Source organism: Janthinobacterium sp. BJB301 (assembly GCF_002735685.1).
Lineage (GTDB): Bacteria > Pseudomonadota > Gammaproteobacteria > Burkholderiales > Burkholderiaceae_D > Janthinobacterium > Janthinobacterium lividum.
Map to the genome: position 1 here is coordinate 1441686 of NZ_PDZJ01000001.1, position 26056 is coordinate 1467741.

Below are 26056 nucleotides of genomic sequence, written 5' to 3' on the forward strand. Positions count from 1 at the left end.
AGGCTGGCCTTCCCGCGCGGGGAGGTGTTGCGATCGACCAAGGGAGACATCATGCACAGCGTACAAAAGATTACCCCGTGTTTATGGTTCAACGGCCACGCCGAGGCGGCGGCCCTGTTTTATACGGGGATTTTCCCCAATTCGAAGATCGGCCAGATCCTGCGCTATGGCGAGGAGGGCAGGGAAATCCACCGCCAGGAGCCTGGCAGCGTCTTGACGGTAGCGTTCGAACTCGACGGCCAGACGTTCACGGGCCTGAACGGCGGCCCCCTGTTCCAGTTTTCCGAAGCGATCTCGTTCCAGGTCAATTGCGAGACCCAGGACGAGGTCGACCACTACTGGAACCAGCTGTCCGAAGGCGGGCCGCCGGAAGCCCAGCAGTGCAGCTGGCTCAAGGACCAGTTCGGCGTGTCCTGGCAAATCGTGCCCACCATCATGGTCAAGCTGTTGACGGACCCCGATCCCGTCAAGGCCCAGCGCGTGATGAAAGCCATGATGGGCATGAAAAAGATCAACATTGACGAGATCAAGCGGGCCTACGCGGGCTAGTCTGGCCGATCGGGCGGGTGGAGCGGGGCGCACGCCAGCGGCGCGCCCTGTCCAAGATGGCCGGCATTTGCTATAGTCCCAGCCATCTTTCCATCCGCCTACAGACCCTGCCATGACCACAAGCACCAGCAGCACCATCGCGCCCCGCACCTTCGGCACGCCCCTGTCTTCCACCGCCATCAAGGTCATGCTGCTGGGTTCCGGCGAACTGGGCAAGGAAGTGATCATTTCACTGCAGCGACTGGGCGTGGAAGTGATCGCCGTCGACCGCTATCCGAACGCGCCGGGCCATCCGGTGGCGCACCGCTCGCACGTGATCGACATGAGCGACGGCGTGGCGCTGGCAGCCCTGATAGCCCTGGAAAAGCCGGACTTGATCGTGCCGGAAATCGAAGCCATCGCCACCGACACCCTGGCGGCGCTGGAAGCAGCGGGGCAAATCACGTGCATCCCGAACGCCCGGGCGGCCGTGCTGACGATGAACCGCGAAGGCATCCGCACCCTGGCGGCGGAAACCCTGGGCGTGGCGACGTCGCCGTACCGCTTCGCCAGCAGCCTGCAGGAGTTGCAGGCCGCTTGCCAGGAAATCGGCTTCCCGTGCGTCGTGAAACCCGTGATGTCCTCGTCGGGCAAGGGCCAGTCCAAGCTCGATAGCGCGCAAGACGTGGAAACGGCATGGGCGTATGCGGCCAGCGGCAGCCGTGTCGATACGGGCCGGGTCATCGTCGAGGGTTTCATCGACTTCGATTACGAGATCACCCTGCTGACGGTGCGCGCCGTCGGCGCTTCGGGACAGGTCGAGACGCAGTTCTGCGAGCCGATCGGCCACTTGCAGGTGCATGGCGACTACGTGGAATCGTGGCAGCCGGCGCGCATGGCGCCGCTGGCCCTCGAGCGTTCGCGCGACATCGCCCGCAAGGTGACGGACAACCTGGGCGGCCTGGGCCTGTTCGGCGTGGAGCTGTTCGTCAAGGACGACATGGTGTGGTTCTCGGAAGTGAGCCCCCGTCCGCACGACACGGGCATGGTTACCATGGCCAGCCAGGTGCAGAGCGAATTCGAGCTGCACGCGAAAGCCATCCTCGGCTTGCCCGTCAACGTGGCGCTGCGCTCGCCCGGCGCCTCGGCCGTCATCTATGGCCAGCTGGAAGCGAAAGGCATCGCCTTCGAAGGCGTGGCCGATGCCTTGAGCGTGCCGGGTGCGGACTTGCGCCTGTTCGGCAAGCCGGAATCGTTCGCCCGCCGCCGCATGGGCGTGGCGCTGGCCACGGCCGACGATATCGATACGGCCCGCGCGCGCGCCGTGCTGGCCGCATCCAAAGTGAAACCGGTCGCCCGCTGATGGCAGAGGCCAGCCTGCCGCAGGCCGACGCCGGCGGCGACGACGTCAAGCGCAAGCTGCGCGGCCACATCGCGCGGCGCAACCTGGCCGGCGCCGCCAACGACTGCAAGTGGAACGAACTGCTGGCCTTCATGCGCGGGCGCACCGACTGGGCGCCGTCGTACCGTTACGGCTCCGTCACCGGCTATGTGTCGCGCTGGGATACTGAATGGGATTACCACCCGCCGTTCCCGTTCATGGGCGTGGAGTGGCTGGACATCAGCTTGTATTCGGAAGAACACGTGGCCATGCTGCTGCCCAGGAAGATCATTGACCACGGCGTGTGGATCGTGCCGGAACTGGAACGCATCGGCTTCGATTTCGAAGTGCGCGACCGGGTGGCGCGCATCTGGGGCTATTTGCCCCGTTCCTACGACGACTTTCCTCCCGCCGACTAATTCAAAGAGTATTCTCATGCCTGAAAACGCTATCCCCCAAGTACCGCAACCTGACGACGCCGTCGTCGGCAAGGAAGCGGGCGCGCAGATGCTGGCTACGGCCTGCGCCGCGCGCGACGCCTTCTATGCCACCCTGGGCGCCATGGACGCCGACGTGCTGGCGCCACTGGTCAACCCGGCCTTCATGGGCGGCCCGCGCTGGCCATCGTTGCGCCAGGCCTGGAGGGTGATCCGACGGAGTGATTCCATCCTCATCGCCAGCGATGGCTTGAGCGATCCGTTCGAGGATGACGACGACGTGTTCGTCCCGCGCGGCCATCTGCTGGAAGTGTGCATCGAGGCGCCGCTGTCCGCCTTCGACGGCAAGGAAGTGGCGCATTCCTGGCTCTTCGACGTCATTTACCAGGTCAGCCAGAACGTGGCCGACCATGGCTCCATCGATTTGCTGGTGCAGCGCCATGGCAGCGTGTCGATGGCGCTGGACTTGCAGCAGGCACCGGAGGGACTGGAAGACGAAAACGAACAGGTGGGTGTGCTGCTGGCCCAGGGCGCAAGCAGCATTCCCCCATCCTTCGACACGCCGTATGGCGAAGTGCTGCTGCTGACGCTTACCGTGCTGCAGCCGGCCGAACTGGCGTACATCAGCGAGGCCGAAGACAAGGCCCAATCGCGGCGCGACCTGGCCGCCGCGCTGGCCGCTTCGCCGACGGGCCATCTGAGCGTGGCCAGGCGGCCGGCCGTCATTCCCCGCTAGGCTGCTCGACGGGCGGCACGGCCGGTTCTTGCGGTGTTTCCTTCGCTTCCATGATGGCCGGCGGCGGCTCGCTCCACTTGCCCACCGCCTTCAGCTTGTTCTTCAGCCCCGGCAGGGGAAAACCCAGGGCATAGGCTTTTTGCGCGTGCACGCTGGCCTTCTCGTATTCCTTCTTCTTCACATACATCAGGCCCAGGTTGTACTGGATGGTGGCCTGCTCGGGCGCCAGGCGGCTGGCCGCGTCCAGCTGTTCCAGCGCCGTCGCGTCCTGGCCCGTGGACAGCAAATAGCTGCCATACACCATGCGCGCCGTCACGTCGTGCGGCGCGAAGGCGATCGCCCGCTCAAAATAGCAGCTGACCGTGTAGCGGGCGCCGGGCGGCTGCGCGCTTTTCAGGCGCAAGCCCAGCTTGGCCATCGAGGCCAGCGCCCGGTGGTGATTCGGGAAGTGCTCCAATGTGTAGCTGATGTCGGCGCCCAGGCTGCCCGTCAGGCCCTGCGCGAGCGTTTCCACTGCCCGTGAAAAATGGAACTTTTCGACCACGGACAGGCCCTCGCGGTCTTGCGCGCTCGTATAGTCACCGCCCGGCGTGTGCTTGACGTAGGGCGGGCAATCGGCGGCGCCGGCGCCGGCGCAACAGGCGGCGAGGGCGCAGGCTAACAAGGGATGCTTCATGTCGGGCTCCTGTGACTGACCTGGTCCAGCAAATCGGCCAGGGCGTTGCTGCGGGCTTGCCGCGATTGCAGGGCGATGGCGGCGGGGCTGGCCAGCGGCGCGCGTCCCTGGCGCGCCAGTTCCAGGAAGCGCAGCAGCGCTCGCGCGCAGTCGCTGCCCGACGCCAGCTGGCCGATGGTGTCGATGCCGCAGTGGCGCAGCTTGGCCGCGCTGTCGCCCGCCAGGTCGGTCAGTGCCAGGATGGGCCGGCGGCAGCGCAGGTATTCGTACAGCTTGGCGGGAATCTGTCCGTTGCAATTGGCCGCCTGCAGCAGCAGCAAGCCGTCGGCGGCCAGCATTTCCTGCAGCGCCGCGCCGTGCGGCTGCAGGGGTTCCAGGCGCACCAGGTCCTGGATGCCGTATTTCGCCAGCAGGCTGGCCAACCACGCATCGTGGCCCGTGGCGCGCAGCACCAGCTGGAAATTGCGGGCATGCAGCACGCCGTCGTGCCGCAGCCGCGCCAGGGCTTCGAACAGCGCTTGCGGATCGCGCTCGGACGGGTAGATCACTCCGCTGTGCAGCAGCAGGAAGCGGCTGCGCTGGCCGCGCGGCCCGTCCTGCGGCGCGGCGCCCTCGTCATCGTCGTGGCCATTTTCGATCAGGCGGAAGCGTTCGCGCCCCACCTGCGCCAGGCGCCGCTGGTGCGCCGCGATGGCGCCCGGCGTGGTGCAGACGATGGCCGCGCTGCGCGCCGCGATGCGCTGTTCGATCCACGCATGCATGCGGTGCAGGCGCGGCTCGGGCGGATACGGCGCCAGCGGGTCGCTGTCATCGAGCATGGGGTCGCGCTGGTCGGCGACCCATGGCAGGCCGCTGAGTTTTTGCAGGGTCAGCGCGATCAGGTGCGCGGTGGCTATCGGATACGTCGACCAGATGGCGTCGGGCCGGTATTGCCGGATCATGCGCAGGCCGGCCGGCACGGCGCTCAGCCACCAGGAACTCCAGCGGTCGGGCAGCGCCAGGCAGCGCGGGTAGCGCCCGCCGATGGCCAAGTGGCGCGCCGCGTCCAGCGCCAGGGTGCGCCGCACGGTCGCTTGCGCGCCGATCTGCGCCAGCTGCGTATCGCCCCGCTGCGCATACGCGAACGGCGCGGGACTGAGCACCAGCGGCTGCCAGCCGCAGTCGGGCAAATGACGGGCAAAGCCCAGGGTGCGCAGGATGCCGCTGCCGCCGGCCAGCGGCGGAAAATGGTAGGCGATCATCAGCACCCGTTTTGGTCGGGCCGCGTTCGGTCGGACCGCGTTCGGCGAGGTCCTTACCATGACTGCAGCCACCGCGCGCACAGCTGCTCCACTTCGCCGCGCCAGGCGGCGCTGGCGAACGTATGGTTGGCGCCATCGACCTGCGCCTGCGTCCATTGCAGGCGGGCGGTCACGGCGCGCCAGGCAGGATCGCCATCGAGCAGGGCTTGCCACTCGCGCGCGCCAAGGTCGTCGCCGCTGAGGATCAGCAGTACCTTGCCCTGGAATTGCGCCAGCGCCCGCAGCAGGGCTGGCGCGGGCGCGTCGTCTTCCGGCGTTGCCGGTTCTTGCGTGGCGGCCGCCACCTGCCGCAGCGAGGCCAGGCTGGCGCCCAGTCGCAATCCGCCGCTGGCCAGCTTGCGCCAGAAACCGCCTTGCAGCAGGCGTGGCAAATAATAGTGGCGCAGGGTGGCGCGTGCCAGGCCGGCGCTGCTGCGCACCCACGGGTTGAGCATGACCAGCGCTTTGACGCGCGCGTCATGCGGCGCATGGCAGGCGGCCGCCGTGGCGCCATCGCACAAGCCCCACAGCGCCACTTCGCGCAAGGCCGGCACGGCGTCGAAGAATTGCGCCAGCGCGCCGGCGATGTCGGGACCGGCGGCGCGGTAATCGCGCGCGCTGCCCTCGCTGTCGCCCATGCCGCGCAAGTCGAAACGCAGCACGGGCCAGCCTTGCGCAGCCAGGGCGCGGGCCAGCAAGACGAACTGGCGGTGGCTGCCGGCGCGGTACTGCGGCCCGCCCGTGACGATCAATACGCCGCGCTGGCCCGGCACGCCGGGCAGGCTGAGGATGCCGGCCAGGCGTGCCTGCGCCTCGCTGTCTTCCGCTGTGCTGCGAAAGCGCAGGGCCAGCTCGCGCACAGCGTGCGCCGCGGGGCGCTGCAGGCCGTCGTCGCGCTTCATGGCGGGGGCCTTTCCTCGTCGAGCCAGTCGCGGCACAGTTTCCGCGTGGCGTACAGCAGTTGCGGACACGCCAGCAGTTCACCGCTGTGCCAGAACGGGCCGTCATCGAAGCTGGCCACATGCACGGCGGCGCCGCGTTCGCGCCATTGCCGGGCCAACAGCGGCGGCGACCACGGGCCCGTTTGGTCCCCCGCGTGGTAATCGAGCCAGTAGACAGGCATGGCGGGCAGCAGCGCGGCTACGCTGACGTCATCGATGGCCTGCGCCAGTTCTGGCGCCAGCAGGTAGCCGGCCACTTCCACAGCTTCACCGTTCGCCAGCGCGGCGCGCGCCTGGCCGGGCGCTTCCTGTGTAGTCCCGGTCAGCATGCGGGTCGCCAGGCGCAGGCGCAGGAAGCGGTCGATGCTGCGCCGCCCGTCGAGTTCCGGTTGCCACAGCAGCAGGCGCGCCAGGGGCAGCGGCGGGCGGCGGGCGAAATCGAGGGCCAGCAGGGCGCCCAGGCGCAAGCCCCACACGGTCAAGGGGCCGTCGACCCGCTGCGCCATCCACGCGCAAGCCAGGTGCAGGTCGTTGTGCCAGATGTCCCAGCGCGCTTCGCCAAAGTCGCCGCTGCTGTCGCCGCAGCCAAACAGGTCGATCTGCAGCACGCTGTAGCCGGCGGCGGCAAAGGCGCGCGCCTGCGCGGCGGCCACGTGGCGGCTTTTATTGAGCTCTTCGGCGAATGGATGGACGTAGAGGATGCCGCCGCGCGCGGCCTGGCCCGGCGGCGGCAGGTGCAGCAGGCAGTAGCGCTGGCCGCCGCTGGCGGGCAGGAAGAAGGGCAGCAGCGGCAGCGCGTCGAGGGCGGCGCGGTTCATGGTCGCAGCTTTGCAAACACGAAATCGTGCAGGGTACCCACGGTGGCGAAGTGGCGCGCGTGGATGTCGTCGTCGTCGACGCTGATGCCGAAATGGTCTTCCAGCGCGGCGATCACGCCGATCACGGCCATCGAGTCGAGTTCCGGCACGCTGCCCAGGAGCGGCGTGTGGGCCTCCAGCACGCGCCCGTTCAAGCCCAGGGTGGTGTCGAGGATGTGCTTTACTGCTTCAAGATGCGGCATGTCAGCTCCAGGGAAGGGTAGTGCGGCAGGGACGACGTATCGAAGGCCAGGCAGGGGATATCGCCGGGGCGGCGCGACAGGTGCAGGTACGGCGGCAGGCTGGCGGCCATGGCTTGCCAGCGGCCGCAGCGGATAAACGTGGCCGTGCCCAGCGCGTGCGTGCCCAGGCGCGCATGGGCGCCCAGCGAGGCGCGGTTGAAGCGCGAAATGCGGCTGCACGACCAGCGCACGCCCTGCGCGTACAGCACGGCGTTGGCTTCTTCCCACAGGCGCGCGAAGACCAGGCCGCCCCGTTGTTCCGGATGCACCCACACGTCCAGGTCCCAGGACGACTGCTGCGACGCCAGCGCATAGCGGGCGCGCACCTCGTCTTCCTGGCAGCCGTGGCGCAGCAGCCAGATCCAGCCGGCCATGCCGGTCTTGTTCCGCGCCACCAGGCATTGCGCACCCTGGCGATAGCGTTCGCCCAGCGCGCCGGGCCGGCGCTCGGGACCGGGGGGCAAGTCCGCTTCCGCCAGGCAGGGCGTCACCGTGATCGACTGGCCGCGCCCACGGCACAGCGAGCCGGGCGCCACGGCTTGCGCGACGAATTGATAACGATATAGCGCGCAGCGCCCGCCCGGCATGCGGGCCAGAAGCCGTGCCACGGCCAGCCAGGCGCTGTCGCGCCAGCCCAGCTGGCGAAGGCTGTCGGCTAGCCGTTGCAGCAAGGGAAATTCCGGGGACAGGGCCATGGCGGTCGAGGAGGGGGCGGCTATGCAGCCAACGCTGTCCATTAGAGCGCAGCGGCCCGGGGCCGATGTTGCGCGGCCTCAAGCATTGCGCCGGATCGGCGGCCGCCCGCCGCGAGAGGCGCTTACTTGATAAAAATCAACACTGCCGCGCCCGTTTGTCCCAATCATAGGGGATGCATGACCTGGCATGCCGAGCAGAGGGGCGAAACGATGGCGACACTGATACACGATCTGATCTTCGAAACGGCGCAGCGCGCCCCCCACGCGCCGGCCCTGTCGTGGCAGGGCGAGGAAATAGGCTATGCCGCGCTGGCGCAGTCCGTGCGCGAGGCGGCCGGCACCCTGCTGACCCTGGGCTTGCAGCGTGGCGCGCGCGTGGCCGTGTACCTGGAAAAACGCCCGGAAAACGTTAGCGCCGTGTTCGGTACGGCGGCCGCCGGCGGCGTGTTCGTGCCCGTCAATCCGCTGCTCAAGCCGGACCAGGTGGCTTACATCCTGGCCGATTGCAATGTGACCATCCTCGTCACGTCGCGCGAACGCCTGGCGCAGCTGGGCCCGGCGCTGGCCGCCTGTCCGGACTTGCGGACGGTGCTGCTGACGGGCGAAGGGCATGCGGAGTCTCGCCTGGACAAGGTCCGCGTGCTGCCGTGGACTGCGGTGCCCGCCAATGTGCCCGCCTTTGGTGCGCCCGTACCCAAGCCGCATGCGGCGATCGACATCGATATGGCTGCCATTTTATATACCTCCGGCAGCACGGGGCGGCCGAAAGGCGTGGTGCTGTCGCACCGCAACATGCTGGCGGGCGCGCTCAGCGTGTCGGGCTACCTGCGCAACACGCCGGAGGACCGCATTTTATGCGTCCTGCCGCTCAGTTTTGACTATGGCTTGAGCCAGCTGACGACGGCGTTTGCCAGCGGCGCCTGCGCCGTGCTGATGAATTATCTGCTGCTGCGCGACATCGTCGAAGCCGTGGAGCAGGAAGCCATCACGGGCCTGGCCGCCGTGCCGCCCCTGTGGGTGCAGCTGTCGCAGCTGAGCTGGCCATTGTCCACGCCCTTGCGCTACATCACCAATTCGGGCGGCGTGATGCAACGCTCCACGCTCGACAAGCTGCGCCAGTCGTTGCCGCGCACCCAGGTCTACCTGATGTATGGCTTGACGGAAGCGTTCCGCTCCACCTACCTGGCGCCGGAACAGCTGGAGCGGCGTCCCGATTCCATCGGGCAAGCGATTCCCAACGCGGAAGTGCTGGTGCTGCGTCCGGATGGCAGCGTGTGCGACGCGGACGAGCCGGGCGAGCTCGTGCACCGCGGCGCGCTGGTGGCGCTCGGCTACTGGAACGATGCGGCGCGCACGGCCGAACGCTTCAAGCCGCTGCCGCCGCAGGCCAGCGGCCTGGTGCTGCCGGAACTGGCTGTCTGGTCGGGCGACACGGTGCGCCGCGATGCCGATGGCTATCTGTATTTCGTGGGCCGCAGCGACGACATGATCAAGACGTCCGGCTACCGGGTCAGCCCGGCCGAGATCGAGGAAGTGGCGTATGCAAGCGGGCTGGTGGGCGAAGCGGCCGCGCTGGGCTTGCCCCACGCCGTGCTGGGCCAGGCCATCGCCTTGCTCGTCACGCCCGCGCCCGGTGTGGAATTGCTGCGCGACAGCGTGCTGGCCGCCTGCCGCGCCCGCTTGCCCAGCTATATGGTGCCGCTGTGGGTGGAAATCCGCAACGGCGTGCTGCCGCGCAATCCGAACGGCAAGATCGACCGTCCCTTGCTGGCCAGGGAACTGGCACGCGCGTATGCGGTCCAAACAGGAGATGCCGCATGAAGGACTTGATCCACTCGAACAATACGGAATTGCCACCGCACCCACCGCTGCGCCAGTTTGCGGTGGAAAACGACATGCTGCTGGTCGGCGGCTTGCCCCTGCGCCGGCTGGCCCAGAGGGTAGGCAGCACGCCGTTCTATGCCTATGACCGGGCGCACATCACGCGCCGCGTGACGGAACTGCGCGCCGCCTTGCCCGCTGGCGTGCACGTGCATTACGCCATGAAGGCCAACCCCATGCCTGCCGTGGTGCAGTGGCTGGCGGGCTTGGTCGATGGCATCGATGTGGCCTCGGGCGGGGAACTGGCCACGGCGCTCGATACGCCCATGCCGGCCGAGCGCATCAGTTTTGCGGGACCGGGCAAGAGCGATGGCGAACTGGCGCGGGCCGTGGCGGCTGGCGTGTTGATCAACGTGGAGTCTGGCACCCAGCTGGAAAGGGTGGCGCTGGCCAGTGAACGGCTGGGCGTGATGGCCAGGGTGGCCGTGCGCGTGAATCCCGATTTTGCCTTGCGCCGCACGGGCATGCGCATGGGCGGCGGCGCGCAGCCGTTTGGCGTCGATGCGGCCCTCGTGCCGGCATTGCTGGGCCGCATCGGCCAGCTGGGGCTGGATTTTCACGGCTTTCACCTGTATGCAGGTTCGCAAAGCCTGTCGGCGACGGCCCTGGCCGAAGCACAGGCCCTGAGCGTGCAGCTGGCTCTGCAACTGGCCGACAGCGCGCCATCGCCCTTGCGCACCCTGAATATCGGCGGCGGCTTTGGCGTGCCGTATTTTCCCGGCGACCAGGCGCTCGACCTGGCGCCCGTCGCCGCAGGCTTGCAGCGGCAGCTCGCCATCCTGGCCCAGGCGGCACCGGGCGCGCGCCTGAACCTGGAACTGGGCCGCTATCTGGTGGCCGAGGCGGGCGTGTACGTGTGCAAGGTGCTCGAACGCAAGGTGTCGCATGGACAAGTGTTTCTGGTGACGGATGGCGGCTTGCACCATCATTTGGCCGCGTCCGGCAACTTTGGCCAGCTGATCCGCAAGAATTACCCGGTCGCCATCGGCAACCGGCTGCAGGGCGGGGCGCGCGAAGTGGCTTCCGTCGTGGGACCGTTGTGCACGCCGCTGGACTTGCTGGCCGACCAGATGGAGATGGCGCGGGCCGAAGAGGGCGACCTGGCGGTGGTGTTCCAGTCGGGCGCGTATGGCTTGACGGCCAGTCCGACGGCCTTTCTCGGCCATCCGCTGCCGGCCGAGGTACTCGTATGAGCGGCCTGTGCGGTTGGTTGGCGATGGCGGGCGGGGGGCATGCCGGCGGCAGCGCAGCCGATGGCGCAGCCCAGGCCGCCTTGGCAAGCATGGCGGCGCCCTTGTCGCGCTTCGATAGCGCGCCCTTGGCCGCCAGCTTGAGCGAAGTGGGCGGGGTGGCCGTGGCCGCCATCGACGGCAGCCGCCATGTGTACCAGCAAGATGGCTTGCAGGTGGCCATCTGGGGCCGGCCCGAACTCGACGGCTCGGCGGACGATGTGGCATGCCGCCTCGCTTCCCTGTGGCTGAGCCGGGGCGTGGCGGCTTGCGCCAGCCTGTCGGGGCCATTTGCGCTGGCCATTCTCGACGCCTTTTCCGGCTCGGCCCTGCTGGCCGTGGACCGTGCCGGCATGCATCCGCTCAGCTACGCGAACAATGCGCAAGGCTTGTTCTTTGCTTCCTCGCATGACGCCTTGCTGGCTCATCCGTCCGTGCGGGGGGCGCTCGATCCGCAAGCCCTGTATCACTATTTGTTCTTCCACATGGTGCCCGGCCCGGCCACGGCCTATCTTGGCCAGCAGCGCTTGTTGCCCGGTGAATACCTGCATGTGCGGGGTGGCAAGCAATGCAAGGGCAGCTACTGGCAACTGGCCTTCCAGGAGCCGGCTGCGCGCACGCGCACGCGGGCCAGCTTTGCCAGCAACAAGCAGGAATTCCTGCGCCTGCTGCGCCAGGCCGTGGAAAGCGGCCTGGGTGCGGATGGGGCGGACACGGGCGCGTTTCTCAGCGGCGGCACGGACAGTTCCACCCTGGCCACCATCATGGGCCAGGTGACGGGCCGGCCCGCGCGCACGTATTCCATCGGTTTTGACGCGCCCGGCTATGATGAAATGGCGTATGCGCGCCTGGCCGCCAGCCATGCGGGCAGCATCCACCACGAACGCTATGTGACGCCAAACGACGTGCTGGCCGCGATTCCCGCCATGGCGGCCATTTTCGACCAGCCTTTCGGCAATGCCTCGGCCATTCCCGCCTACTATTGCGCGCAGATGGCGCGCGAGGATGGCGTGACGCGCCTGCTGGGCGGCGACGGCGGCGATGAATTGTTTGGCGGCAATGAGCGCTATGCGCACCAGGCATTGCTGTCGCAGTACGAGCGCTTGCCCGTCATGTTGCGCCAGGCCATCATCGAGCCGCTGCTGTTCCGCGAGCGCGCGGGCAAACCGTGGCGGCTGGGCGACAAGGCGCGCCGCTACATCGAGCAGGCGAGCCTGCCGCTGCCGGCCCGCCTCGACAGCTACAACCTGCTGCTGCGCCATGGCCACCGCACGGTGCTGGAAGCGGGTTTTATCGATACCATCGACCCGGGCATGGCGCCTGGCTGCGTGAATGGTGCGTATTGGGAACGCCAGGGCCAGGGATTGAGCCAGATCAATGAGTTGCTGGCGCTGGACATGCGGTTTACCCTGGCCGACAACGACCTGTTCAAGGTGCGCAAGGCGTGCGAACTGGCCGGTGTGGAAGCGGCGTTTCCCTTCCTGCACGATGCGATGGTGGCGTTCGCTGCACGCCTGGCGCCGCAGGACAAGCTCGACGGCATGCGCCTGCGGCCTTTCTTCAAGCGGGCGCTGGCGGAAATCCTGCCGCCGGCCATCGTGCGCAAGAAAAAGCACGGCTTCGGCTTGCCTTTCGGCCAGTGGCTGCACAGCCACGTGCCGCTGCGCGAGTTTGCCTTCGACAATCTGACCCAGCTGCGCGGGCGCGGCATCGTGCGGCCCGCCTTCATCGACGATCTGCAAGGGCGCCTGCTGGCGGAACACCCTGCCTATCACGGCACCATGGTGTGGCTGCTGCTGATGCTGGAACAGTGGCTCAGCCAGCATCCGGGCGCGCTGGGTGCGCTTGCCGGCGGTTTTGCCGCATGCGCCACAGAAACGCCAGGCGTCCTCGATCCCACGGCGTAAAGCGGGGCAACTGCAGCAGGTCGAGTCCCGCGCCAGGGCGCGCCACGCCCCAGTCCGTGGCGACAGCCGCCTTGAAACCGAGGTCTTTGACCATGGCCACGTGCGGCGCGCCGTAGTCGCGTCCGGCCTTGCCATTCGGATAGGCAAACAGGGAGACGGGCGCCTGGATCAGCGCTTCCAGCTGCTGCTTGCCATGGGCGATGTCGCGCTGCGCCGCCCGCTCCGCCAAGGTGGACAGGATCGGATGGCTGGCCGTGTGCGCGCCAAGTTCCATGCCGGCCGCATGCAGCTGGCGCAGCTGCGCCGTGCTCAGCATCGCCGCCGGGCCTGCCGTGGCGCCCGCCTGGCGGCGGATCTGCATGGCCAGCTGCTGGCGCCGGGCAAATGGCTGGTATTTGAGCTGGCCCAGCAAGGTGGCGATGGCCGCCTGCCGCTGTGCCAGGCTGGCGACGGGGAACGTTCCCAGGCCGTGTACGCGCAAGTCCAGCACGGGGCCTGGCGCGTGGCGCACGGCCTCGACCACCGTATCGTTCCACATCTGTCCGCCATCCAGGTAGCCCGTGGCGATAAAGAATGTGGCGTGCAAGCCATGGCGCTGCAGCAACGGCAGGGCCACTTGCGCATTGTCCGCATAGCCATCGTCGAAGGTGATGCAGGCGGCGCGCGGCGGCAGGCTGCCATCCTGCAAGCGCCGCACGGCATCGCTGAGCGGCAGCGGCGTATAGAAACGTTGCAACAGGCCCAGCTGGCGCTGGAACAGGGCCGCATCCACTTCGCCGGGAAACAGCGGATCGGGCCGCGCCAGCACGCGGTGGTAGATCAGGATGGACAGCGTCGCCGTCATGGCTGCTCCGCCACCGTTGCCTGGGCCTTGGCCGGGCGGGATGCAAGGGCCGGCGCCTGCTGTTCGACGATGATGCGCGTGGCGATCAGGGCGGCCATCAGGTAATACGGCATGTCGAAGTACAGCAGGCTGAGGAAGGCGCCCCCCACGGCAAAGCCGATCAGGCTGGCCTGGCTCATGGTGGCCAGGCCGTGCGCCCAGCGCAATTCCGGCTTGCCCCGCGTGCGGCGGATGATGGCGGTCGCCGTGCGCCAAGTGGCGATGCCCAGCGCCAGGTAGATGAAGAGGCCGACGAAGCCGTGTTCGCCCAGCGCCTGGAAATAGATGCTGTGCGCCGCATGCACATCCGTGGGAATGGGCGCATAGCGGGCAAAGATGGCGGCGTCGGAGACGTCGAAGCCGCCGCCGAGAAAACGGTCGCGCGCCAGGTTCCAGGCCATGCGCCAGGCATTCAGGCGGCCCATGGCGGACACATCGTCCTGATACGTGTTGATGGTGTCCATGCGTTCGGCCCAGCGCTCGGGCATGAAGGCCAGCAACAGCGGCGTGACCGTGCCGAGCAGCGCGCCCAGCACCATCTTGCGCTCGCTTTTCAGCCACATGAACAGGCCCATGGCGGCGATGGCCAGCAGCGCGCCGCGCGAATACGAGCCCAGCGCGGACAGCGCGGACAGCAGCATGGCCGCCGACAGGCCGTGGCGATGCCAGCGCTTGTCCGTGTTTTGCTGCAGATAATACATGAGGGGGATGGTGATGATCAGGGCCAGGGCCAGCGCATTGTTATCGCCAATAAATGTTTCTTCCGGTCCCCAGACCCGCTCCGTGCCGCCGCTGCGGATGGTGAAGATGCCGCCTTTCACGCCGTAGTAGCCGATCGAAACCACCAGCACCCAGACCAGGCGCACGATGTCCTGCCGCGTGCGTATCACCATCATCACCACAAAGCTCATCAGCATGATCTTCATGACCTTGTTCCACTGCACCCACGACGACTCGGGCAGCAGGGCGAACGGCGCCGTCAGGTTCATCCACGCGACGAACAGCAGCAGCAGCACGCTGACGGGCGTCAGGGGCAGGTTTTTCGGCTCGCGCGTCATCACGAGGCTGACCAGGGTGGCGATGGCGATGATGAAGGCGAACGGCATGTGGGTGGCGAAACCCCAGCCCTGCGTGTGCGGGTTCATGACGCTGACCCAGACCCACATCAGGCCGCCGATGGCCGGCGCCTTCAGGATGAAGGGCAGCGAACCCAGGATGATGACGGTAATCAGTATGTCGCGCATGAAGGGGGACGCTCCTGGTGTTGCCCGGGTTGGCAAGGTCTTGATGCCTGTCAACGGGCTGGCGGGCAGGCTCAGTACACTGGATCAATACCGTTCGGCGTTGTTGAAACTGCCAATCAGTTTTGTCATGGTAAGACCAAGGAGGCATGTCCTTGTTGACCGTTCTCATGGCGACCTATAATGGCGCCGGCACCTTGCCCCAGGTATTGCGCGCCTACATGGGACTGCGCGCGCCCGTGGGCGGCTGGCGCCTGGTCATCGCCGACAATGGCAGCACTGACGCCACGGCCCGGGTGATCGCCGCCTTCCGCGGTCACTTGCCCTTGAGCTATGTCTACGTGGCGCGGCGGGGACGCAGTCCGGCCCTGAACGGGGCCGTCGAATATGCCTTGCGCCTGGGCGGCGACGGCGGCGAGCTGTTCGTCTTTGGCGACGATGACGCCATGCCCGCATCCGACTGGCTGTGCCGCCTGCAGGACAGCGCGCGAGATCACCCCGGCTACGCCCTGTTCGGCGGCGCCATCGTGCCCGCCTGGCGGGAACAGCCGGAGGACTGGCTGCTGCGCCTGACCCCTGTCGGCTTGACGTGGGGCATTACCAGCCCCGACCTGCGCGACGCGCCCGTGTATCCGGGCCTGGTGTGGGGCGCCAACATGGCGATACGCCGCCGCATCTTCGAGGCGGGCGCCCGCTATGACGAAAGCATCGGCCCGCAGGGCGCCAATTACGCCATGGGCAGTGAAACCCGGCTCAACCTGGAGATGCATGCGGCTGGCAACCCATCCTGGTTCTGTCCACAGGCGAGGGTGGCGCACATCATCCGCACCACGCAAGTGCAGCGCGCCTGGATACTGCGCCGCGCCATGCTGTTTGGCCGGGGTCAATGCCGGCTGGCGACACTCGCACCCAGCGTGGAGCTGCTGGGCGTGCCGCGCTGGATGCTGGGCAGATATGTGCGCGATTCCCTCGGCGCCGTGCGGGCCTGGCTGCGGCGCGACCATGCCGAGCTGTTCCTGCGCCAGTGGGAACGGGCCTGGCTGCGGGGCTTTTTTCATGAAGCGTGGCGCGGACGGCGCAAGCGCCTGCCGCGCATCGTCATCAGCAGTTATTCGGGCGAGCTGGGCGGCATGGAGCTGCGCATGGCGCAAGAGGCGAGCATACTGGGCGCGAATGGCTATGACAGCGTGCTGGCCCTGCGGCGCTTTCCCGGTTTTACTGCCTGGGCGCACGGCTTGCGCGCGCAGCATCTGCAGGTGCAAGTGTATGAGCCGCCCTTGTTTCTCGAACACTGGGCCTGGCGGCGCTGGAATTGGCTGCGCGCCAGGGTCACGGGTGCGTGGCGGCTGCGGCGGCTGCGGCCCGATCTCGTCCACGTGGCGTTTTGCTGGACCAGCTATGGCGCTTCCATCCTGTGGCTGGCCCGGCAATGCCGCTTGCCGGCCGTGATCAGCGTGCACAATGCGTTTCCGCTGGAAGCCTTCAGCGACTGGCAGCGGCCCCGGCTGCAGGAAGCGTTCCGCAGCGTCAAGGGCGTGTATGCCGTGTCGCCGTCGGCCATGCGGCATTTCCTCGACCTGTACCGCGACATGCTGGCGCCGCAGACGCGGCTGGCCGTGATTCCCAACGGCGTCGATACGGACACTTTTGTTGTTTCGCCCGAACGCCGGATGCTGGCGCGCAAGCAGCTGGGGCTGCCGCCGGACGCGCTCGTGCTCGGGTGCGTGGCGCGGCTTTCCGCACAGAAACGCCCGCAAGCGCTGCTGGCTATGTTTGCCCGCCTGGTCGCGCAGTTTCCCAACTTATATTTAGTGCTCGTGGGCACGGGGCCGCTGGACGCCATGCTGCGGCTGCAGGCGCAGCAATCGGGAGTGCAGAAAAGAGTCGTGTTTGCCGGCTTCCAGCAGCGCGTCGAACTGCTGATGCCGGCCTTCGACTTGCATGTGCTGCTGAGTAAAAATGAGGGTTTCGGCATCGCCACCATCGAAGCCATGGCCTGCGGCGTGCCGGCCGTGGGCACGGACGTGCCGGGAACGCACGACATCCTGCACGACAGCGCAGGCGGACTGCTGCTGCCGCTGGACGACGAGCACGCCGCCTGCGCGGCCGTAGCAACGCTGTTGCTCGATGCGCCCCGGCGCGCCCGCATGGGACGGCTGGCCCGCGAGGAGACCGTGCAGCGCTACTCGATGCCGCGCCTGGAACGCCAGCTGCGCCAGTTCTATGCGGGTCTGGTGTAGGCGCGGGCGGCCCGCATGAGCGCCACCCGCCATTCGTTCTTTTTCTCGTTCGCCGAAAAATACACGGTGCTGCTGCTGGGCATCATCGCCACCATGGTGCTGTCGCGCCTGCTTACGCCGGCCGAAGTGGGCGTGTATTCGCTGGGCGCCGTGCTGGTGGCCTTGGCGCAAGTGGTGCGTGATTTTGGCGTGGGGCAATACCTGATCCAGGAAAAGCAGCTCGGCACGGTGAAATTGCGGGCCGCGCTGGCCACCAGCCTGCTCGTCGCCTGGCTGCTGGCGGGCCTGGTGCTGCTGGCCAGCGCGCCGCTCGCGCATTTCTACGGCGAACCCCGGCTGACCCTCGTGCTGCGCCTGCTGGCGATCAATTTCCTCCTGATACCGTTCAGCGCCTTGACCTTGCCTATATTGCGCCGGCAACTGCGCTTTCGCGCCATCTACGCCATCAACGCGGCCAATAGCGTCGTCAACCTGCTGGTGGCCGTGCTGCTGGCGCTGCATGGCCACAGTTACATGAGCATGGTGTGGGCCGCGCTGGCCGGCTCCTGCGCTTCGCTGCTGGTGAGCCTGCTGGTGCGGCCCGCAGAGCTGCCGTGGCTGCCGGGACGGCGCGGCATGGGCGATATCGCCCGCTTTGGCGCGTATGCGACGGGGGGCGGCCTCGTCGACGAGGCGGGCGTGGCGGCGCCGGACCTCATCATCGGCAAGCTGATCGGCATTGAAAGCCTGGCCCAGTTCGGCAAGGCGCAAAGCGTGCTCAATATCTTCAACCAGGCCATCACCAGCGCGATTTCGCCCGTGGTGTTTCCCCTGTTCGCGGCCCGCGCGCGCGGGGAAGGGGGACAGGGCGGGGCGGAACTCGTGTATCTGCGCACGATCAGCTACATGACGGCGCTGGCCTGGCCGTTTTTTCTCTTCCTCGCCTGTATGGCTTTGCCGCTGGTCAAGGTGTTGTACGGTTCGCAATGGCTGGCCTGTGTGCCCTTGATCCGCATCATGTGCCTGTCCTCGGCCGTGTATAGCATGTTCAGCATGGCCCGCTACCTGTTCGTGGCGACGGGCCAGCTGCATGCGCAGGTGCGGCTCGATGCCTGCGCGGGCGTTATCAAAGTGGCGCTGCTGCTGGCGGCGGCGCCGTTCGGCCTGGTGGTGGTGGCTTGGACCGTGGTGCTCAGCAACGTGCTGCGCAGCTGGCTGAACTATGGCTGCCTGCGGCGCTTGAGCGCGCTGGACTGGCGCATCCTGGCCCGGGCATTGCGCAAGAGCCTGCTGCTCTGCGGCGTCAGCGCCGTCGCGCCCATCGCTTCGCTGCTGTGGCTGCCTGTGGAGACCCCGGCGCTGCTGGCGCTGACGGGCACGGCGCTGGCCACCTTGCTGTGCTGGCTGGCCGGCCTGTTCCTGTTGAAGCATGAGCTCGCTGGCGAGTTTCTGTTATTGCAACGCAAGCTGGCTGGCCGTTGGCTGGCAGTCAAATGCACGAAAGGATGACCATGCGTGTCGGTATCTTGTCCTACCCGATGCTGTTCCAGCGCGACGGCGGCTTGCAGATCCAGGTACGCGAAACCATTGCCGCGCTGAACCGGCTGCCCCAGCTGCCGGCGCGGCCCCTGGAAGTGCAACTGGTGGACGCCAACCATGAACGGCTGGCCGATTTCGACGTGCTGCACGTGTTCTCGGCGAGCAATGGCACTTACCGCATCATGGAAATGGCCAGCGAGCAAGGCGTACCGGTGGTGCTGTCGCCGCTGCTGTCGCCGAGCTGGGGCCGGGCCAGCGCCTGGCGCGCGCGGCTGGCCGACCGGCTGGCGGGACGCCTGACGGAGTGGATGGTGCAGACGAGCTATGCGCAGACGCGGCGCGCCTTGCAGCTGGCCGACGTGGTGATCGCCCTGGGCGAGGCCGAACGCGACGCCATGGTGCAAGGTTTCGGCATGCCGCCCGACGCCGTCCGCGTCTTGCCGAATGGGATCAACCCGCATTTCTTCACGGCCAATGGCGATCTGTTCCTGCGCGAAACGGGCATCGCCGGACCGTTCGTGCTGATGGTGGGCAGCATTTCACCGTATAAAAACCAGCTGGGACTGGCCCAGGCGCTGGCGGGCGCCGGCTTGCCCCTGGTGCTGATCGGCGCCGCGCCGCGCGAACAGCAGGCGTATCTGCAACTGCTGCTGGACTTGCCTCACGTCAGCTGGTTGGGCGCGCTCGACCACGCCGACCCGCTGCTGGCCAGCGCCTACCATGCGGCGTCCGTGGCGGCCTTGCCCAGCCAGGGCGAAGTGTTTCCCTTGAGCGTGCTTGAAGCGCTGGCGGCCGGCACGCCTGTCGTCATGACGGCGCAAAGCGCGCTGGACTTGCCCGATTCCGTCTTCGCGCTGCGCAAGGTGGCCTGGGACGATGGCGCCGCGCAGCGCCAGGCCATCCTCGCATTGCTGGCGCTGCCGCCCGAGCGCGCCCGCGTGCAAGCCCTGGTGGAACGTTTTACGTGGGAACGGGTGGCGGCGCAGATTGCCGAGTGTTACTACCAGGCGCAGTCCTTGCCGGCCAGGAGGCAGCATGCTGTTTAATTCCTTCGCTTTCCTGTTCGCATATCTGCCCATCGTGCTGGCCGGCTATTTTTTGCTGGACCGCTTGGCCACCGCCGCTGCATCCGCCAGCTGGCGCCGCCTGGCGCCCGCAATTTGGCTGGCGCTCGCCTCGCTGTTCTTCTATGCCTGGTGGGACGTGCGCTACCTGCCGCTGCTGCTGGCCTCGATCTGCGTCAATTACGGCGCCGGCCGCCTGATCGGCGCCAGCGCGGGCGCGGCCCGCAAGCGCGTGCTGGTCGCCGCGCTGGCGCTAAACCTGGGGTTGCTCGCCTACTACAAATATGCGAATTTCTTCATCGACAGCGTGAATGCCATTGTCGCCGGTGCTGGCGCTGCAAGCCTGCCTTTGTCCGGCCTCGATATCATCCTGCCGATCGGCATCTCTTTCTTTACCTTTACGCAGATCGCCTTCCTCGTCGATTGCTATCGGGGCGAGGTGCGCGAATACCGCTTTATCCACTATGTGCTGTTCGTCAGCTATTTCCCGCACCTGATCGCCGGCCCCGTGCTGCACCACCGCGACATGATGCCGCAGTTCGCCGATCCGGCCAACGCCCATCCGCGCGCCGCCAATTTCGCCATCGGCCTGTCGATCTTTACGATAGGCCTGGCAAAAAAGGTGCTGATCGCCGACAACCTGTCGCCGCTGGCCATGCCCGTGTTCGCGGCCGGCGCCGAACCGACCCTGATCGAAGCGTGGATCGGCGTGCTGGCCTATACCTTCCAGCTGTATTTCGACTTTTCCGGCTATTCGGACATGGCCATCGGCCTGTCGCGCCTGTTCGGCGTGAAATTGCCGCTGAACTTCAATTCGCCGTACAAGGCGGCCAATATCGCGGACTTCTGGCGCCGCTGGCACATGACCTTGTCGCGTTTCCTGCGCGACTATCTGTATATTCCCCTGGGCGGCAGCCGGCGCGGCGAAGCCATGCGCTACCGCAACCTGATGCTGACCATGCTGCTGGGCGGCCTGTGGCATGGCGCCGGCTGGACCTTCGTCATCTGGGGCGGCTTGCACGGCCTGTACCTGGTGCTGCAGCAGGCGTGGCAGCGCGCGTTCGGTTCGCTCCGGGCGCGCTGGTTGCCCGCTTGGTGGTCCACCTTGCTGACCTTTTTTGCCGTCATGCTGGCCTGGATTTTCTTCCGCGCGCCCGACGTGGCCACGGCCTGGGACATCACGGGCGCGCTGGTGGGAAGCAATGGCGTGAGCCTGCCGCGCGGCCTGGCCGGCCACGCGGCCAGCCTGGCGCAATGGGGGCTGCATCCGGCCTTTGACGGCATCCGCTGGATCGAACTGGCCGGCCCCGGCTTGCCCGTGCTGCTGGGCGCCATGCTGCTGGCTTTCAAGGCGCCGAATACGCAGGAAATATTCTTTCTTTACGAGCCCGCCATTGAAAGAATCTTTCAACCGGCAGGACGCTGGGCCTTCAGCTGGCGGCCCACGCGCCGCTGGAGCGTAGGTTTGGCCGCGCTGTTCGTCGCCTGCATCTTCGGCATGAACCGGGTCACCGAATTTCTCTACTTCCAGTTCTGACCATGGATACCGCCGCCCGCCGCTACCTGACCGGCTTTCTCGCCTGCATCTGCCTGGTGCTCGGTTCCGTCTCGCTCCTGAACTACCAGGTCGACCCCTACCTGCTGCACCAGTGGGACAGTCCCTTGCTGCAGCGTCCGCGCCAGTTGAATGAAAAGCTCGGCGCCTGGGCCAAGACCTATGCCGTGGCGCGCTACCGGCCGGCCATCATCTACATCGGCAATTCGCGCACGGAACTGGGCTTGCCGACGGGCGTGCGCGCCTTGTTTGGCGGCAAGAGCGTCTTCAACAGCGCCGTGTCGGGCGCCTCGATCGGCGACGCCATCCGCCTGGCCGAGCATGCGGCCAGGGTCAGCCGCGTCGAGACCATGGTGTGGGGCATCGACGCGCCCACTTTTTCCCTAGACATGGGGGCGGCGCGGGTGGAAGACAGCCTGACGGGCGCCGAGCATGGCTTTTTCGCCCGGCGCGCCCTGGTCAACCTGAAGCGCGGCCTGACCCTGGACATGACGGAGGACAGCGTGCGCATCCTCACCGGCAAGGCCGGCGATGTCTGCCGCTCCAACCTGGCTTTGTATGGACAGCGCGACGAGACGTGCACCCGCAAGGGCATGCGGCACTGGCTCGGCACGAAGGACGCCATTCCCGTGCGCCTGCAGGAGTTCGGCGATGGACTGGGGCCGACGCCGCCATCGACACTGGCGCTGGACGCCAGCATCGGCAAGCTGTGCCGCAGTGGCCTGCGCCTGCGCCTGTATATCAACCCCACGCACGCGCTGACCTTGTATGCGCTGCACTGGCGCGGCAAGTGGGATGCCATGCAGGCCTGGCAGCGGGGACTGGTGCAGCTCGCCGGGCGCCACCGCCAGCAGGGCTGCGACGTGCGCCTGTATGATTTTTCCGGCTTTAACAGCATCACGACGGAAGCGACCCCGCTCGTCAGCGGCAAGCCCGACATGCATTATTACTGGGAAGTGTCGCACTACCGGGACAATGTGGGCCGCTTGATCCTGGCCCGCCTGTTTGGCGGCGACACGCCGCCGCCGGCCGACTTCGGCGTGGAGCTGACGCAGGCCAACGTCGACGCCCACCATGCGGCCGCGCGCGCGGCGCGCGACCGCTATCGCGTGGAACATGCGCGCGAGGCGGCCTATACGCAGCGGGTGCTGGACGGGCCGCTGATCCGGCGTTGAAGCAAGGAGGAGTCATGCCGTTTCATTCGTTCCCGTTCCCGTTCCTGTCCCTGTTCATCGCCGGCAGCTGCCGCATGCGGCGGGTCGCCGAGTTTCCCTATTTCCGGTGCTGATCATGGATACCGCCGCCCGCCGCTACCTCGCCATCTTCTTTGCCTGCGCCCTGGCCGCGCTGGCACTCGTTTCCGCCGTCAATTACCGCGTGGACCCGTATCTGCTGCACCAGTGGGACAGCCCCCTGGTGCAGCGCCTGCGTCCCACGTATGAAAAGCTCGCAGTGTGGGGCAAGACGTATGCTGTGGCGCGCTACCGGCCCGCCGTCGTGTATATCGGCAATTCGCGTACGGAAATGGGCTTGCCCGCCAGCAGTATGCGTACTTTGTTCGATGGCAAGAGCGTCTTCAACAGCGCCGTCTCGGGCGCCTCGATCGGCGACGCCATCCGCCTGGCCGAACACGCGGCCAGGGTCAGCCATGTCGACACTCTCGTGTGGGGCATCGACGCTCCTTCGTTTTCGCTGGAGCTGGGCTCGGCCGGCGTGGAGCCGGGCTTGACGGACGGCGGCCCCGCCTTTTTCGCGCGGCGCGCCTTGCTCAACATCAAGCGCGGCCTGACAGTGGACATGACGCGCGACACCTGGCGCATCCTCAGCGGCAGCTATGACGGCGCCTGCCTCTCCAGCCTGGCCCTGCATGGCCAGCGCGATCAGTCCTGCATCACCGCCCGCAACCATGGCTGGGTCGGTACGGCGCGCGCCTTCACGCCGCGCCTGCAGGAATTCGGCGACGGCCTGGGGCCGACCGAACCGGCCCTGCATGCCTTCGATACGAGCGTGGGGAAACTGTGCCGTGGCGGCACGCGCTTGCGCCTGTACATCAATCCCACGCACGCGCTCACGCTGGACGCCCTGTACTGGCGCGGCAAGTGGGACGCCATGGAAACATGGCAGCGCGACCTGGCGCAAATGGCCGGACGCCACCGGCGCCTGGGCTGCGACGTGCGCCTGGTTGATTTTTCCGGTTTCAACAGCATCACCAGCGAACCGATCCCGCAAGTGACGGGCGCGCGCGAGATGCGCTATTACTGGGAAGCATCGCACTATCGCGAGAATGTGGGCCGCTTCATCCTGGCGCGCCTGTTTGGCGGCCCGCTGCAGCCGCCGGCGGACTTCGGCGCGGAGTTGACGGAAACCGGCATCGTGGCCCACCAGGCGGCCACGCGTGCCGCGCGCGAGCGCTACCACGCGCAGCACGCCAAGGAAACGGCCTACCTGCGCCATGTGCTGACCTTGCCGCGCGAACCCAAATAGCCTGCGGCGGGCGCCAGGTGCCAGGCGTACAGCGTGGGGCAGGGCGCATGCGCTATGATGATGTTTTGCCATCCAGCAAGTTCCAGGACTCCCCATGAAAATCGCCTTCTTTGCCAGCCAGCCCTACGACCGCCGTTTCTTCGATGAAGCCTTGCCGTCCCAGCCCGACGCTGCCGGCATCGAACTGGTCTACCACAGTGCCTTGCTGAGCCAGGAAACCGTGGTCCTGGCGCAAGGCGCCGACGCCGTGTGCGTCTTCGTCAACGACGTGCTCGACGCGCCCGTGCTGGAATCGCTGCAACGCTACGGCGTGCGCGCCATCCTGCTGCGCTGCGCCGGCTACAACAACCTCGACCTCGAAGCGGCCAGGCGCCTGGGCTTGTTCGTTGCCCGCGTACCCGCGTATTCGCCGGAAGCCGTGGCCGAATACACGCTGGCCCTCGTGCAAACCCTGAACCGCCACACGCACCGCGCCTACGCCCGCGTGCGCGAAGGCAATTTCTCGCTGGACGGCTTGCTGGGCGCGACACTGCACGGTAAAACGGTCGGCATCGTCGGCACGGGCAAGATCGGCCTGGCGACGGCGCGCATCTTCAAAGGGTTCGGTTGCACGGTGCTGGGCCATGACCCGTATCCGGCGCCTGCGTTTGCGCAGCTGGGCACGATGGTGGAATTGCCGCAACTGCTGGCCGAATCCGACATCGTCTCGCTGCATTGCCCCTTGATGGACAGTACGCGCCACATGATCAGCGAAGCAACCTTGCCGCTGATGAAGAAGGGCGCCATGCTGGTGAATACCTCGCGCGGCGGCCTGATCGACACGGGCGCCGTCATCGAGGCGCTCAAATCGCGCCAGCTGGGTTCCCTGGCCATCGACGTGTACGAGCAGGAAAGCAATCTGTTCTTCCAGGACCGCTCGTCCGACATCATCGACGACGACATCTTCCAGCGCTTGATGACGTTCCCGAACGTGCTGGTGACGGGCCACCAGGGTTTCTTCACCATCGAAGCGCTGCGCGAGATCGCCGCCATCACGTATCACAACCTGGCGTGCTTCCGCCAGGGCAAGGCTTGCGAGAACAGCGTACTAGCCAGCTGACACCTGCTTTTTAGGCTTGGGCGGCGGCTTGGGTTTCGGCAGTGGCAAGGCATCGGCCGTGCGCCGCGCCAGCTGGCTCAGCCAGTCGCGCTCATCCCATAGCCCGCCATCGATGAGGAAATACGGCTTGGCTTGCGGATAAGGCGGCGCTTCCTGCAGCGTGCCTTGTACGCTGATCCAGGCGCGTCCCGCATCCGTCGGCTTGATGAAGAGCTGGTCGTCGGCGACGATGGCGAACATCTTGCCGTCGCAATACAGGCCGTATTCGCCAAACATTTTTTTTGCGCTGAGGCTGCCCGCGCCCGCCATCTGGTCGAGCAAAAAATCCACCGTGCCTTGCTGTGATGCCATGTCGTCCTCCGTGTGAAAGAACAGTGTAGCGCACTGGCAAGGATTCGCCGGCGCGGCTACACTATGGCCATTGATTTTTTCGCATGACCTATTTTCCATGACACCCGAGCATATTATTCACCGCGGCATCAGCATTACCACCCTGGCCGCAGGCGACGCCATCGAAACCCATTGCGCACCGGGCCACACGGCCATCCGCCAGCAGGCCGACGGCTGGTGGCTGTACTTTGTCGACGAGGATGGCAAGGTCGACGGCTACGACAGCCCGTTCGCCAGCCACGCCGAAGCGCTGTGGGCGGCCAAGGCCGCAGCCGAGTTCAGCGCGCAATGAAGGCCAGTCCCTGGGCTTTCCTGGGCTTGCCGCAAGCCCCCGTGCCGGAAGCGGAAAGCGCGGAATACGGCGCCTGCCGCGCCGACCTGCACGGCAAGCGCCTGGTCTTGCGCGCGGCGAAAACCACGCCGACGAAAATCGGCCAGTTCGTCACCGTCTGGAAGCGCCCCCATCCCGACGCCGACATCGCCCCCCTGGACGAAGCCGATCCCGTCGATGTCGTCATCATCGCCGTGGCCGACGACGATGGCGCGCGGCACGGCTTTTTCATTTTCCCGCGCAGCGTGCTGATCGAGCGCGGCGTGATGTCGCGCGCCGCCCAGGGCGGCAAGCGCGCGCTGCGCGTGTATCCGCCGTGGTGTGTGCCGGAATCCATCCAGGCACAGCGCACGCAGCGCTGGCAGGGGGAATGGTTTGTGGATCAAGATGAGCTGCCCGGGATTGCTTGCCTGTTGCAAAGCTGAACTTGGCGTGAATATTAGCTGGTTGGGTCTTGGTAT

General features: G+C 66.9%; 25 protein-coding genes. 16 read left to right on the top strand and 9 right to left on the bottom strand.

Features of this window, described 5'->3' with window-relative positions; translation table 11 throughout:
* Nucleotides 1-51 precede the first annotated feature (51 nt).
* The 4 genes from CSQ91_RS06205 to CSQ91_RS06220 all read left to right on the top strand — a co-directional run bounded on the left by CSQ91_RS06205 (nt 52) and on the right by CSQ91_RS06220 (nt 3082).
* Nucleotides 52-549 (top strand): VOC family protein, encoded by a 498-nt coding sequence (locus CSQ91_RS06205; RefSeq protein ID WP_099387694.1) that lies wholly within the window; start codon nt 52-54, stop codon nt 547-549.
* Between the two features lie 112 nt (nt 550-661).
* Nucleotides 662-1891, top strand: coding sequence for a formate-dependent phosphoribosylglycinamide formyltransferase (purT, locus tag CSQ91_RS06210; RefSeq protein ID WP_071653317.1), 1230 nt, complete (start codon nt 662-664; stop codon nt 1889-1891).
* Nucleotides 1891-2328, top strand: a complete 438-nt coding sequence (locus tag CSQ91_RS06215; RefSeq protein WP_099387695.1) for a DUF6678 family protein — start codon at nt 1891-1893, stop codon at nt 2326-2328. Before purT ends, CSQ91_RS06215 begins: the two co-directional genes overlap by 1 nt.
* A gap of 16 nt (nt 2329-2344) precedes the next feature.
* Nucleotides 2345-3082 carry a hypothetical protein gene (locus tag CSQ91_RS06220; RefSeq protein WP_099387696.1) on the top strand — a complete coding sequence of 246 codons (738 nt, stop codon included), beginning with the start codon at nt 2345-2347 and terminating at the stop codon, nt 3080-3082.
* On the opposite strand, the gene CSQ91_RS06225 is transcribed toward CSQ91_RS06220, so the two are convergent.
* The 6 genes from CSQ91_RS06225 to CSQ91_RS06250 are packed head-to-tail and all read right to left on the bottom strand — an operon-like array spanning nt 3069 to nt 7773.
* On the bottom strand, nt 3069-3758 hold the full coding sequence (locus tag CSQ91_RS06225) for an ABC transporter permease (protein ID WP_180278359.1): 690 nt from the start codon (nt 3756-3758) through the stop codon (nt 3069-3071). The genes CSQ91_RS06220 and CSQ91_RS06225 overlap by 14 nt on opposite strands.
* A complete protein-coding gene (locus CSQ91_RS06230; RefSeq protein ID WP_099387697.1) occupies nt 3755-4999 on the bottom strand; it encodes a glycosyltransferase in 1245 nt (414 codons plus the stop codon). The genes CSQ91_RS06225 and CSQ91_RS06230 overlap by 4 nt, the downstream gene beginning before the upstream one ends.
* A 53-nt stretch (nt 5000-5052) precedes the next feature.
* Complete coding sequence (locus tag CSQ91_RS06235) at nt 5053-5940, bottom strand: hydrolase 1, exosortase A system-associated (protein ID WP_099387698.1); 888 nt, start codon at nt 5938-5940, stop codon at nt 5053-5055.
* Nucleotides 5937-6797 carry a hydrolase 2, exosortase A system-associated gene (locus tag CSQ91_RS06240; RefSeq protein ID WP_099387699.1) on the bottom strand — a complete coding sequence of 287 codons (861 nt, stop codon included), beginning with the start codon at nt 6795-6797 and terminating at the stop codon, nt 5937-5939. Before CSQ91_RS06240 ends, CSQ91_RS06235 begins: the two co-directional genes overlap by 4 nt.
* Nucleotides 6794-7039: an acyl carrier protein gene (locus CSQ91_RS06245; RefSeq protein ID WP_099387700.1), complete on the bottom strand. Its 246-nt coding sequence runs from the start codon at nt 7037-7039 to the stop codon at nt 6794-6796. Before CSQ91_RS06245 ends, CSQ91_RS06240 begins: the two co-directional genes overlap by 4 nt.
* Nucleotides 7018-7773, bottom strand: a complete 756-nt coding sequence (locus tag CSQ91_RS06250; protein WP_099387701.1) for a hypothetical protein — start codon at nt 7771-7773, stop codon at nt 7018-7020. Before CSQ91_RS06250 ends, CSQ91_RS06245 begins: the two co-directional genes overlap by 22 nt.
* 210 nt (nt 7774-7983) lie before the next feature.
* On the opposite strand from CSQ91_RS06250, the gene CSQ91_RS06255 reads away from it, so the two are divergent.
* Genes CSQ91_RS06255 through CSQ91_RS06265 form a run of 3 tightly spaced genes read left to right on the top strand, consistent with a single transcriptional unit; the run spans nt 7984 to nt 12790 of the window.
* Nucleotides 7984-9594, top strand: a complete 1611-nt coding sequence (locus CSQ91_RS06255) for an acyl-CoA ligase (AMP-forming), exosortase A system-associated (RefSeq protein WP_099388586.1) — start codon at nt 7984-7986, stop codon at nt 9592-9594.
* On the top strand, nt 9591-10847 hold the full coding sequence (locus CSQ91_RS06260) for a pyridoxal-dependent decarboxylase, exosortase A system-associated (protein WP_099387702.1): 1257 nt from the start codon (nt 9591-9593) through the stop codon (nt 10845-10847). The genes CSQ91_RS06255 and CSQ91_RS06260 overlap by 4 nt, the downstream gene beginning before the upstream one ends.
* Nucleotides 10844-12790 (top strand): asparagine synthetase B family protein, encoded by a 1947-nt coding sequence (locus tag CSQ91_RS06265; protein ID WP_099387703.1) that lies wholly within the window; start codon nt 10844-10846, stop codon nt 12788-12790. Before CSQ91_RS06260 ends, CSQ91_RS06265 begins: the two co-directional genes overlap by 4 nt.
* Here CSQ91_RS06265 and CSQ91_RS06270 read toward each other — a convergent pair.
* Nucleotides 12699-13634, bottom strand: a complete 936-nt coding sequence (locus CSQ91_RS06270; protein ID WP_099387704.1) for a polysaccharide deacetylase family protein — start codon at nt 13632-13634, stop codon at nt 12699-12701. The two genes, CSQ91_RS06265 and CSQ91_RS06270, sit on opposite strands and share 92 nt — an antisense overlap.
* Nucleotides 13631-14917 (bottom strand): putative O-glycosylation ligase, exosortase A system-associated, encoded by a 1287-nt coding sequence (locus CSQ91_RS06275; RefSeq protein ID WP_099387705.1) that lies wholly within the window; start codon nt 14915-14917, stop codon nt 13631-13633. Before CSQ91_RS06275 ends, CSQ91_RS06270 begins: the two co-directional genes overlap by 4 nt.
* A gap of 152 nt (nt 14918-15069) precedes the next feature.
* On the opposite strand from CSQ91_RS06275, the gene CSQ91_RS06280 reads away from it, so the two are divergent.
* The 7 genes from CSQ91_RS06280 to CSQ91_RS06310 all read left to right on the top strand — a co-directional run bounded on the left by CSQ91_RS06280 (nt 15070) and on the right by CSQ91_RS06310 (nt 24874).
* Nucleotides 15070-17154 (top strand): glycosyltransferase, encoded by a 2085-nt coding sequence (locus CSQ91_RS06280; protein WP_257217234.1) that lies wholly within the window; start codon nt 15070-15072, stop codon nt 17152-17154.
* A gap of 15 nt (nt 17155-17169) precedes the next feature.
* Nucleotides 17170-18642: a lipopolysaccharide biosynthesis protein gene (locus CSQ91_RS06285; protein WP_099387707.1), complete on the top strand. Its 1473-nt coding sequence runs from the start codon at nt 17170-17172 to the stop codon at nt 18640-18642.
* A gap of 2 nt (nt 18643-18644) precedes the next feature.
* Entirely contained in the window at nt 18645-19718 is a 1074-nt protein-coding gene (locus CSQ91_RS06290; protein WP_249153742.1) for a glycosyltransferase family 4 protein, read from the top strand.
* Entirely contained in the window at nt 19708-21273 is a 1566-nt protein-coding gene (locus tag CSQ91_RS06295) for an MBOAT family O-acyltransferase (RefSeq protein WP_099387709.1), read from the top strand. Before CSQ91_RS06290 ends, CSQ91_RS06295 begins: the two co-directional genes overlap by 11 nt.
* A 2-nt stretch (nt 21274-21275) precedes the next feature.
* Nucleotides 21276-22466 (top strand): hypothetical protein, encoded by a 1191-nt coding sequence (locus CSQ91_RS06300; protein ID WP_099387710.1) that lies wholly within the window; start codon nt 21276-21278, stop codon nt 22464-22466.
* A 115-nt stretch (nt 22467-22581) separates the two neighbouring features.
* Nucleotides 22582-23775 (top strand): hypothetical protein, encoded by a 1194-nt coding sequence (locus CSQ91_RS06305; RefSeq protein ID WP_099388587.1) that lies wholly within the window; start codon nt 22582-22584, stop codon nt 23773-23775.
* Between the two features lie 94 nt (nt 23776-23869).
* Entirely contained in the window at nt 23870-24874 is a 1005-nt protein-coding gene (locus CSQ91_RS06310) for a 2-hydroxyacid dehydrogenase (RefSeq protein WP_092604841.1), read from the top strand.
* On the opposite strand, the gene CSQ91_RS06315 is transcribed toward CSQ91_RS06310, so the two are convergent.
* On the bottom strand, nt 24863-25225 hold the full coding sequence (locus CSQ91_RS06315; RefSeq protein WP_099387711.1) for a TfoX/Sxy family protein: 363 nt from the start codon (nt 25223-25225) through the stop codon (nt 24863-24865). The genes CSQ91_RS06310 and CSQ91_RS06315 overlap by 12 nt on opposite strands.
* 97 nt (nt 25226-25322) lie before the next feature.
* On the opposite strand from CSQ91_RS06315, the gene CSQ91_RS06320 reads away from it, so the two are divergent.
* A complete protein-coding gene (locus CSQ91_RS06320) occupies nt 25323-25556 on the top strand; it encodes a hypothetical protein (protein ID WP_099388588.1) in 234 nt (77 codons plus the stop codon).
* Nucleotides 25553-26020 carry a MepB family protein gene (locus tag CSQ91_RS06325; protein ID WP_099387712.1) on the top strand — a complete coding sequence of 156 codons (468 nt, stop codon included), beginning with the start codon at nt 25553-25555 and terminating at the stop codon, nt 26018-26020. Before CSQ91_RS06320 ends, CSQ91_RS06325 begins: the two co-directional genes overlap by 4 nt.
* Nucleotides 26021-26056 lie beyond the last annotated feature (36 nt).

Coding starts and splice junctions, on each gene's coding strand:
- CSQ91_RS06245 (WP_099387700.1), bottom strand. CDS start 7,039: ATGCCGCATCTTGAAGCAGTAAAGCACATCCTCGACACCACCCTGGGC.
- CSQ91_RS06325 (WP_099387712.1), top strand. CDS start 25,553: ATGAAGGCCAGTCCCTGGGCTTTCCTGGGCTTGCCGCAAGCCCCCGTG.
- CSQ91_RS06290 (WP_249153742.1), top strand. CDS start 18,645: ATGCGTGTCGGTATCTTGTCCTACCCGATGCTGTTCCAGCGCGACGGC.
- CSQ91_RS06230 (WP_099387697.1), bottom strand. CDS start 4,999: ATGATCGCCTACCATTTTCCGCCGCTGGCCGGCGGCAGCGGCATCCTG.
- CSQ91_RS06235 (WP_099387698.1), bottom strand. CDS start 5,940: ATGAAGCGCGACGACGGCCTGCAGCGCCCCGCGGCGCACGCTGTGCGC.
- purT (WP_071653317.1), top strand. CDS start 662: ATGACCACAAGCACCAGCAGCACCATCGCGCCCCGCACCTTCGGCACG.
- CSQ91_RS06310 (WP_092604841.1), top strand. CDS start 23,870: ATGAAAATCGCCTTCTTTGCCAGCCAGCCCTACGACCGCCGTTTCTTC.
- CSQ91_RS06320 (WP_099388588.1), top strand. CDS start 25,323: ATGACACCCGAGCATATTATTCACCGCGGCATCAGCATTACCACCCTG.
- CSQ91_RS06275 (WP_099387705.1), bottom strand. CDS start 14,917: ATGCGCGACATACTGATTACCGTCATCATCCTGGGTTCGCTGCCCTTC.
- CSQ91_RS06215 (WP_099387695.1), top strand. CDS start 1,891: ATGGCAGAGGCCAGCCTGCCGCAGGCCGACGCCGGCGGCGACGACGTC.
- CSQ91_RS06260 (WP_099387702.1), top strand. CDS start 9,591: ATGAAGGACTTGATCCACTCGAACAATACGGAATTGCCACCGCACCCA.
- CSQ91_RS06250 (WP_099387701.1), bottom strand. CDS start 7,773: ATGGCCCTGTCCCCGGAATTTCCCTTGCTGCAACGGCTAGCCGACAGC.
- CSQ91_RS06285 (WP_099387707.1), top strand. CDS start 17,170: ATGAGCGCCACCCGCCATTCGTTCTTTTTCTCGTTCGCCGAAAAATAC.
- CSQ91_RS06220 (WP_099387696.1), top strand. CDS start 2,345: ATGCCTGAAAACGCTATCCCCCAAGTACCGCAACCTGACGACGCCGTC.
- CSQ91_RS06265 (WP_099387703.1), top strand. CDS start 10,844: ATGAGCGGCCTGTGCGGTTGGTTGGCGATGGCGGGCGGGGGGCATGCC.
- CSQ91_RS06225 (WP_180278359.1), bottom strand. CDS start 3,758: ATGAAGCATCCCTTGTTAGCCTGCGCCCTCGCCGCCTGTTGCGCCGGC.
- CSQ91_RS06295 (WP_099387709.1), top strand. CDS start 19,708: ATGCTGTTTAATTCCTTCGCTTTCCTGTTCGCATATCTGCCCATCGTG.
- CSQ91_RS06315 (WP_099387711.1), bottom strand. CDS start 25,225: ATGGCATCACAGCAAGGCACGGTGGATTTTTTGCTCGACCAGATGGCG.
- CSQ91_RS06300 (WP_099387710.1), top strand. CDS start 21,276: ATGGATACCGCCGCCCGCCGCTACCTGACCGGCTTTCTCGCCTGCATC.
- CSQ91_RS06270 (WP_099387704.1), bottom strand. CDS start 13,634: ATGACGGCGACGCTGTCCATCCTGATCTACCACCGCGTGCTGGCGCGG.
- CSQ91_RS06305 (WP_099388587.1), top strand. CDS start 22,582: ATGGATACCGCCGCCCGCCGCTACCTCGCCATCTTCTTTGCCTGCGCC.
- CSQ91_RS06240 (WP_099387699.1), bottom strand. CDS start 6,797: ATGAACCGCGCCGCCCTCGACGCGCTGCCGCTGCTGCCCTTCTTCCTG.
- CSQ91_RS06255 (WP_099388586.1), top strand. CDS start 7,984: ATGGCGACACTGATACACGATCTGATCTTCGAAACGGCGCAGCGCGCC.
- CSQ91_RS06205 (WP_099387694.1), top strand. CDS start 52: ATGCACAGCGTACAAAAGATTACCCCGTGTTTATGGTTCAACGGCCAC.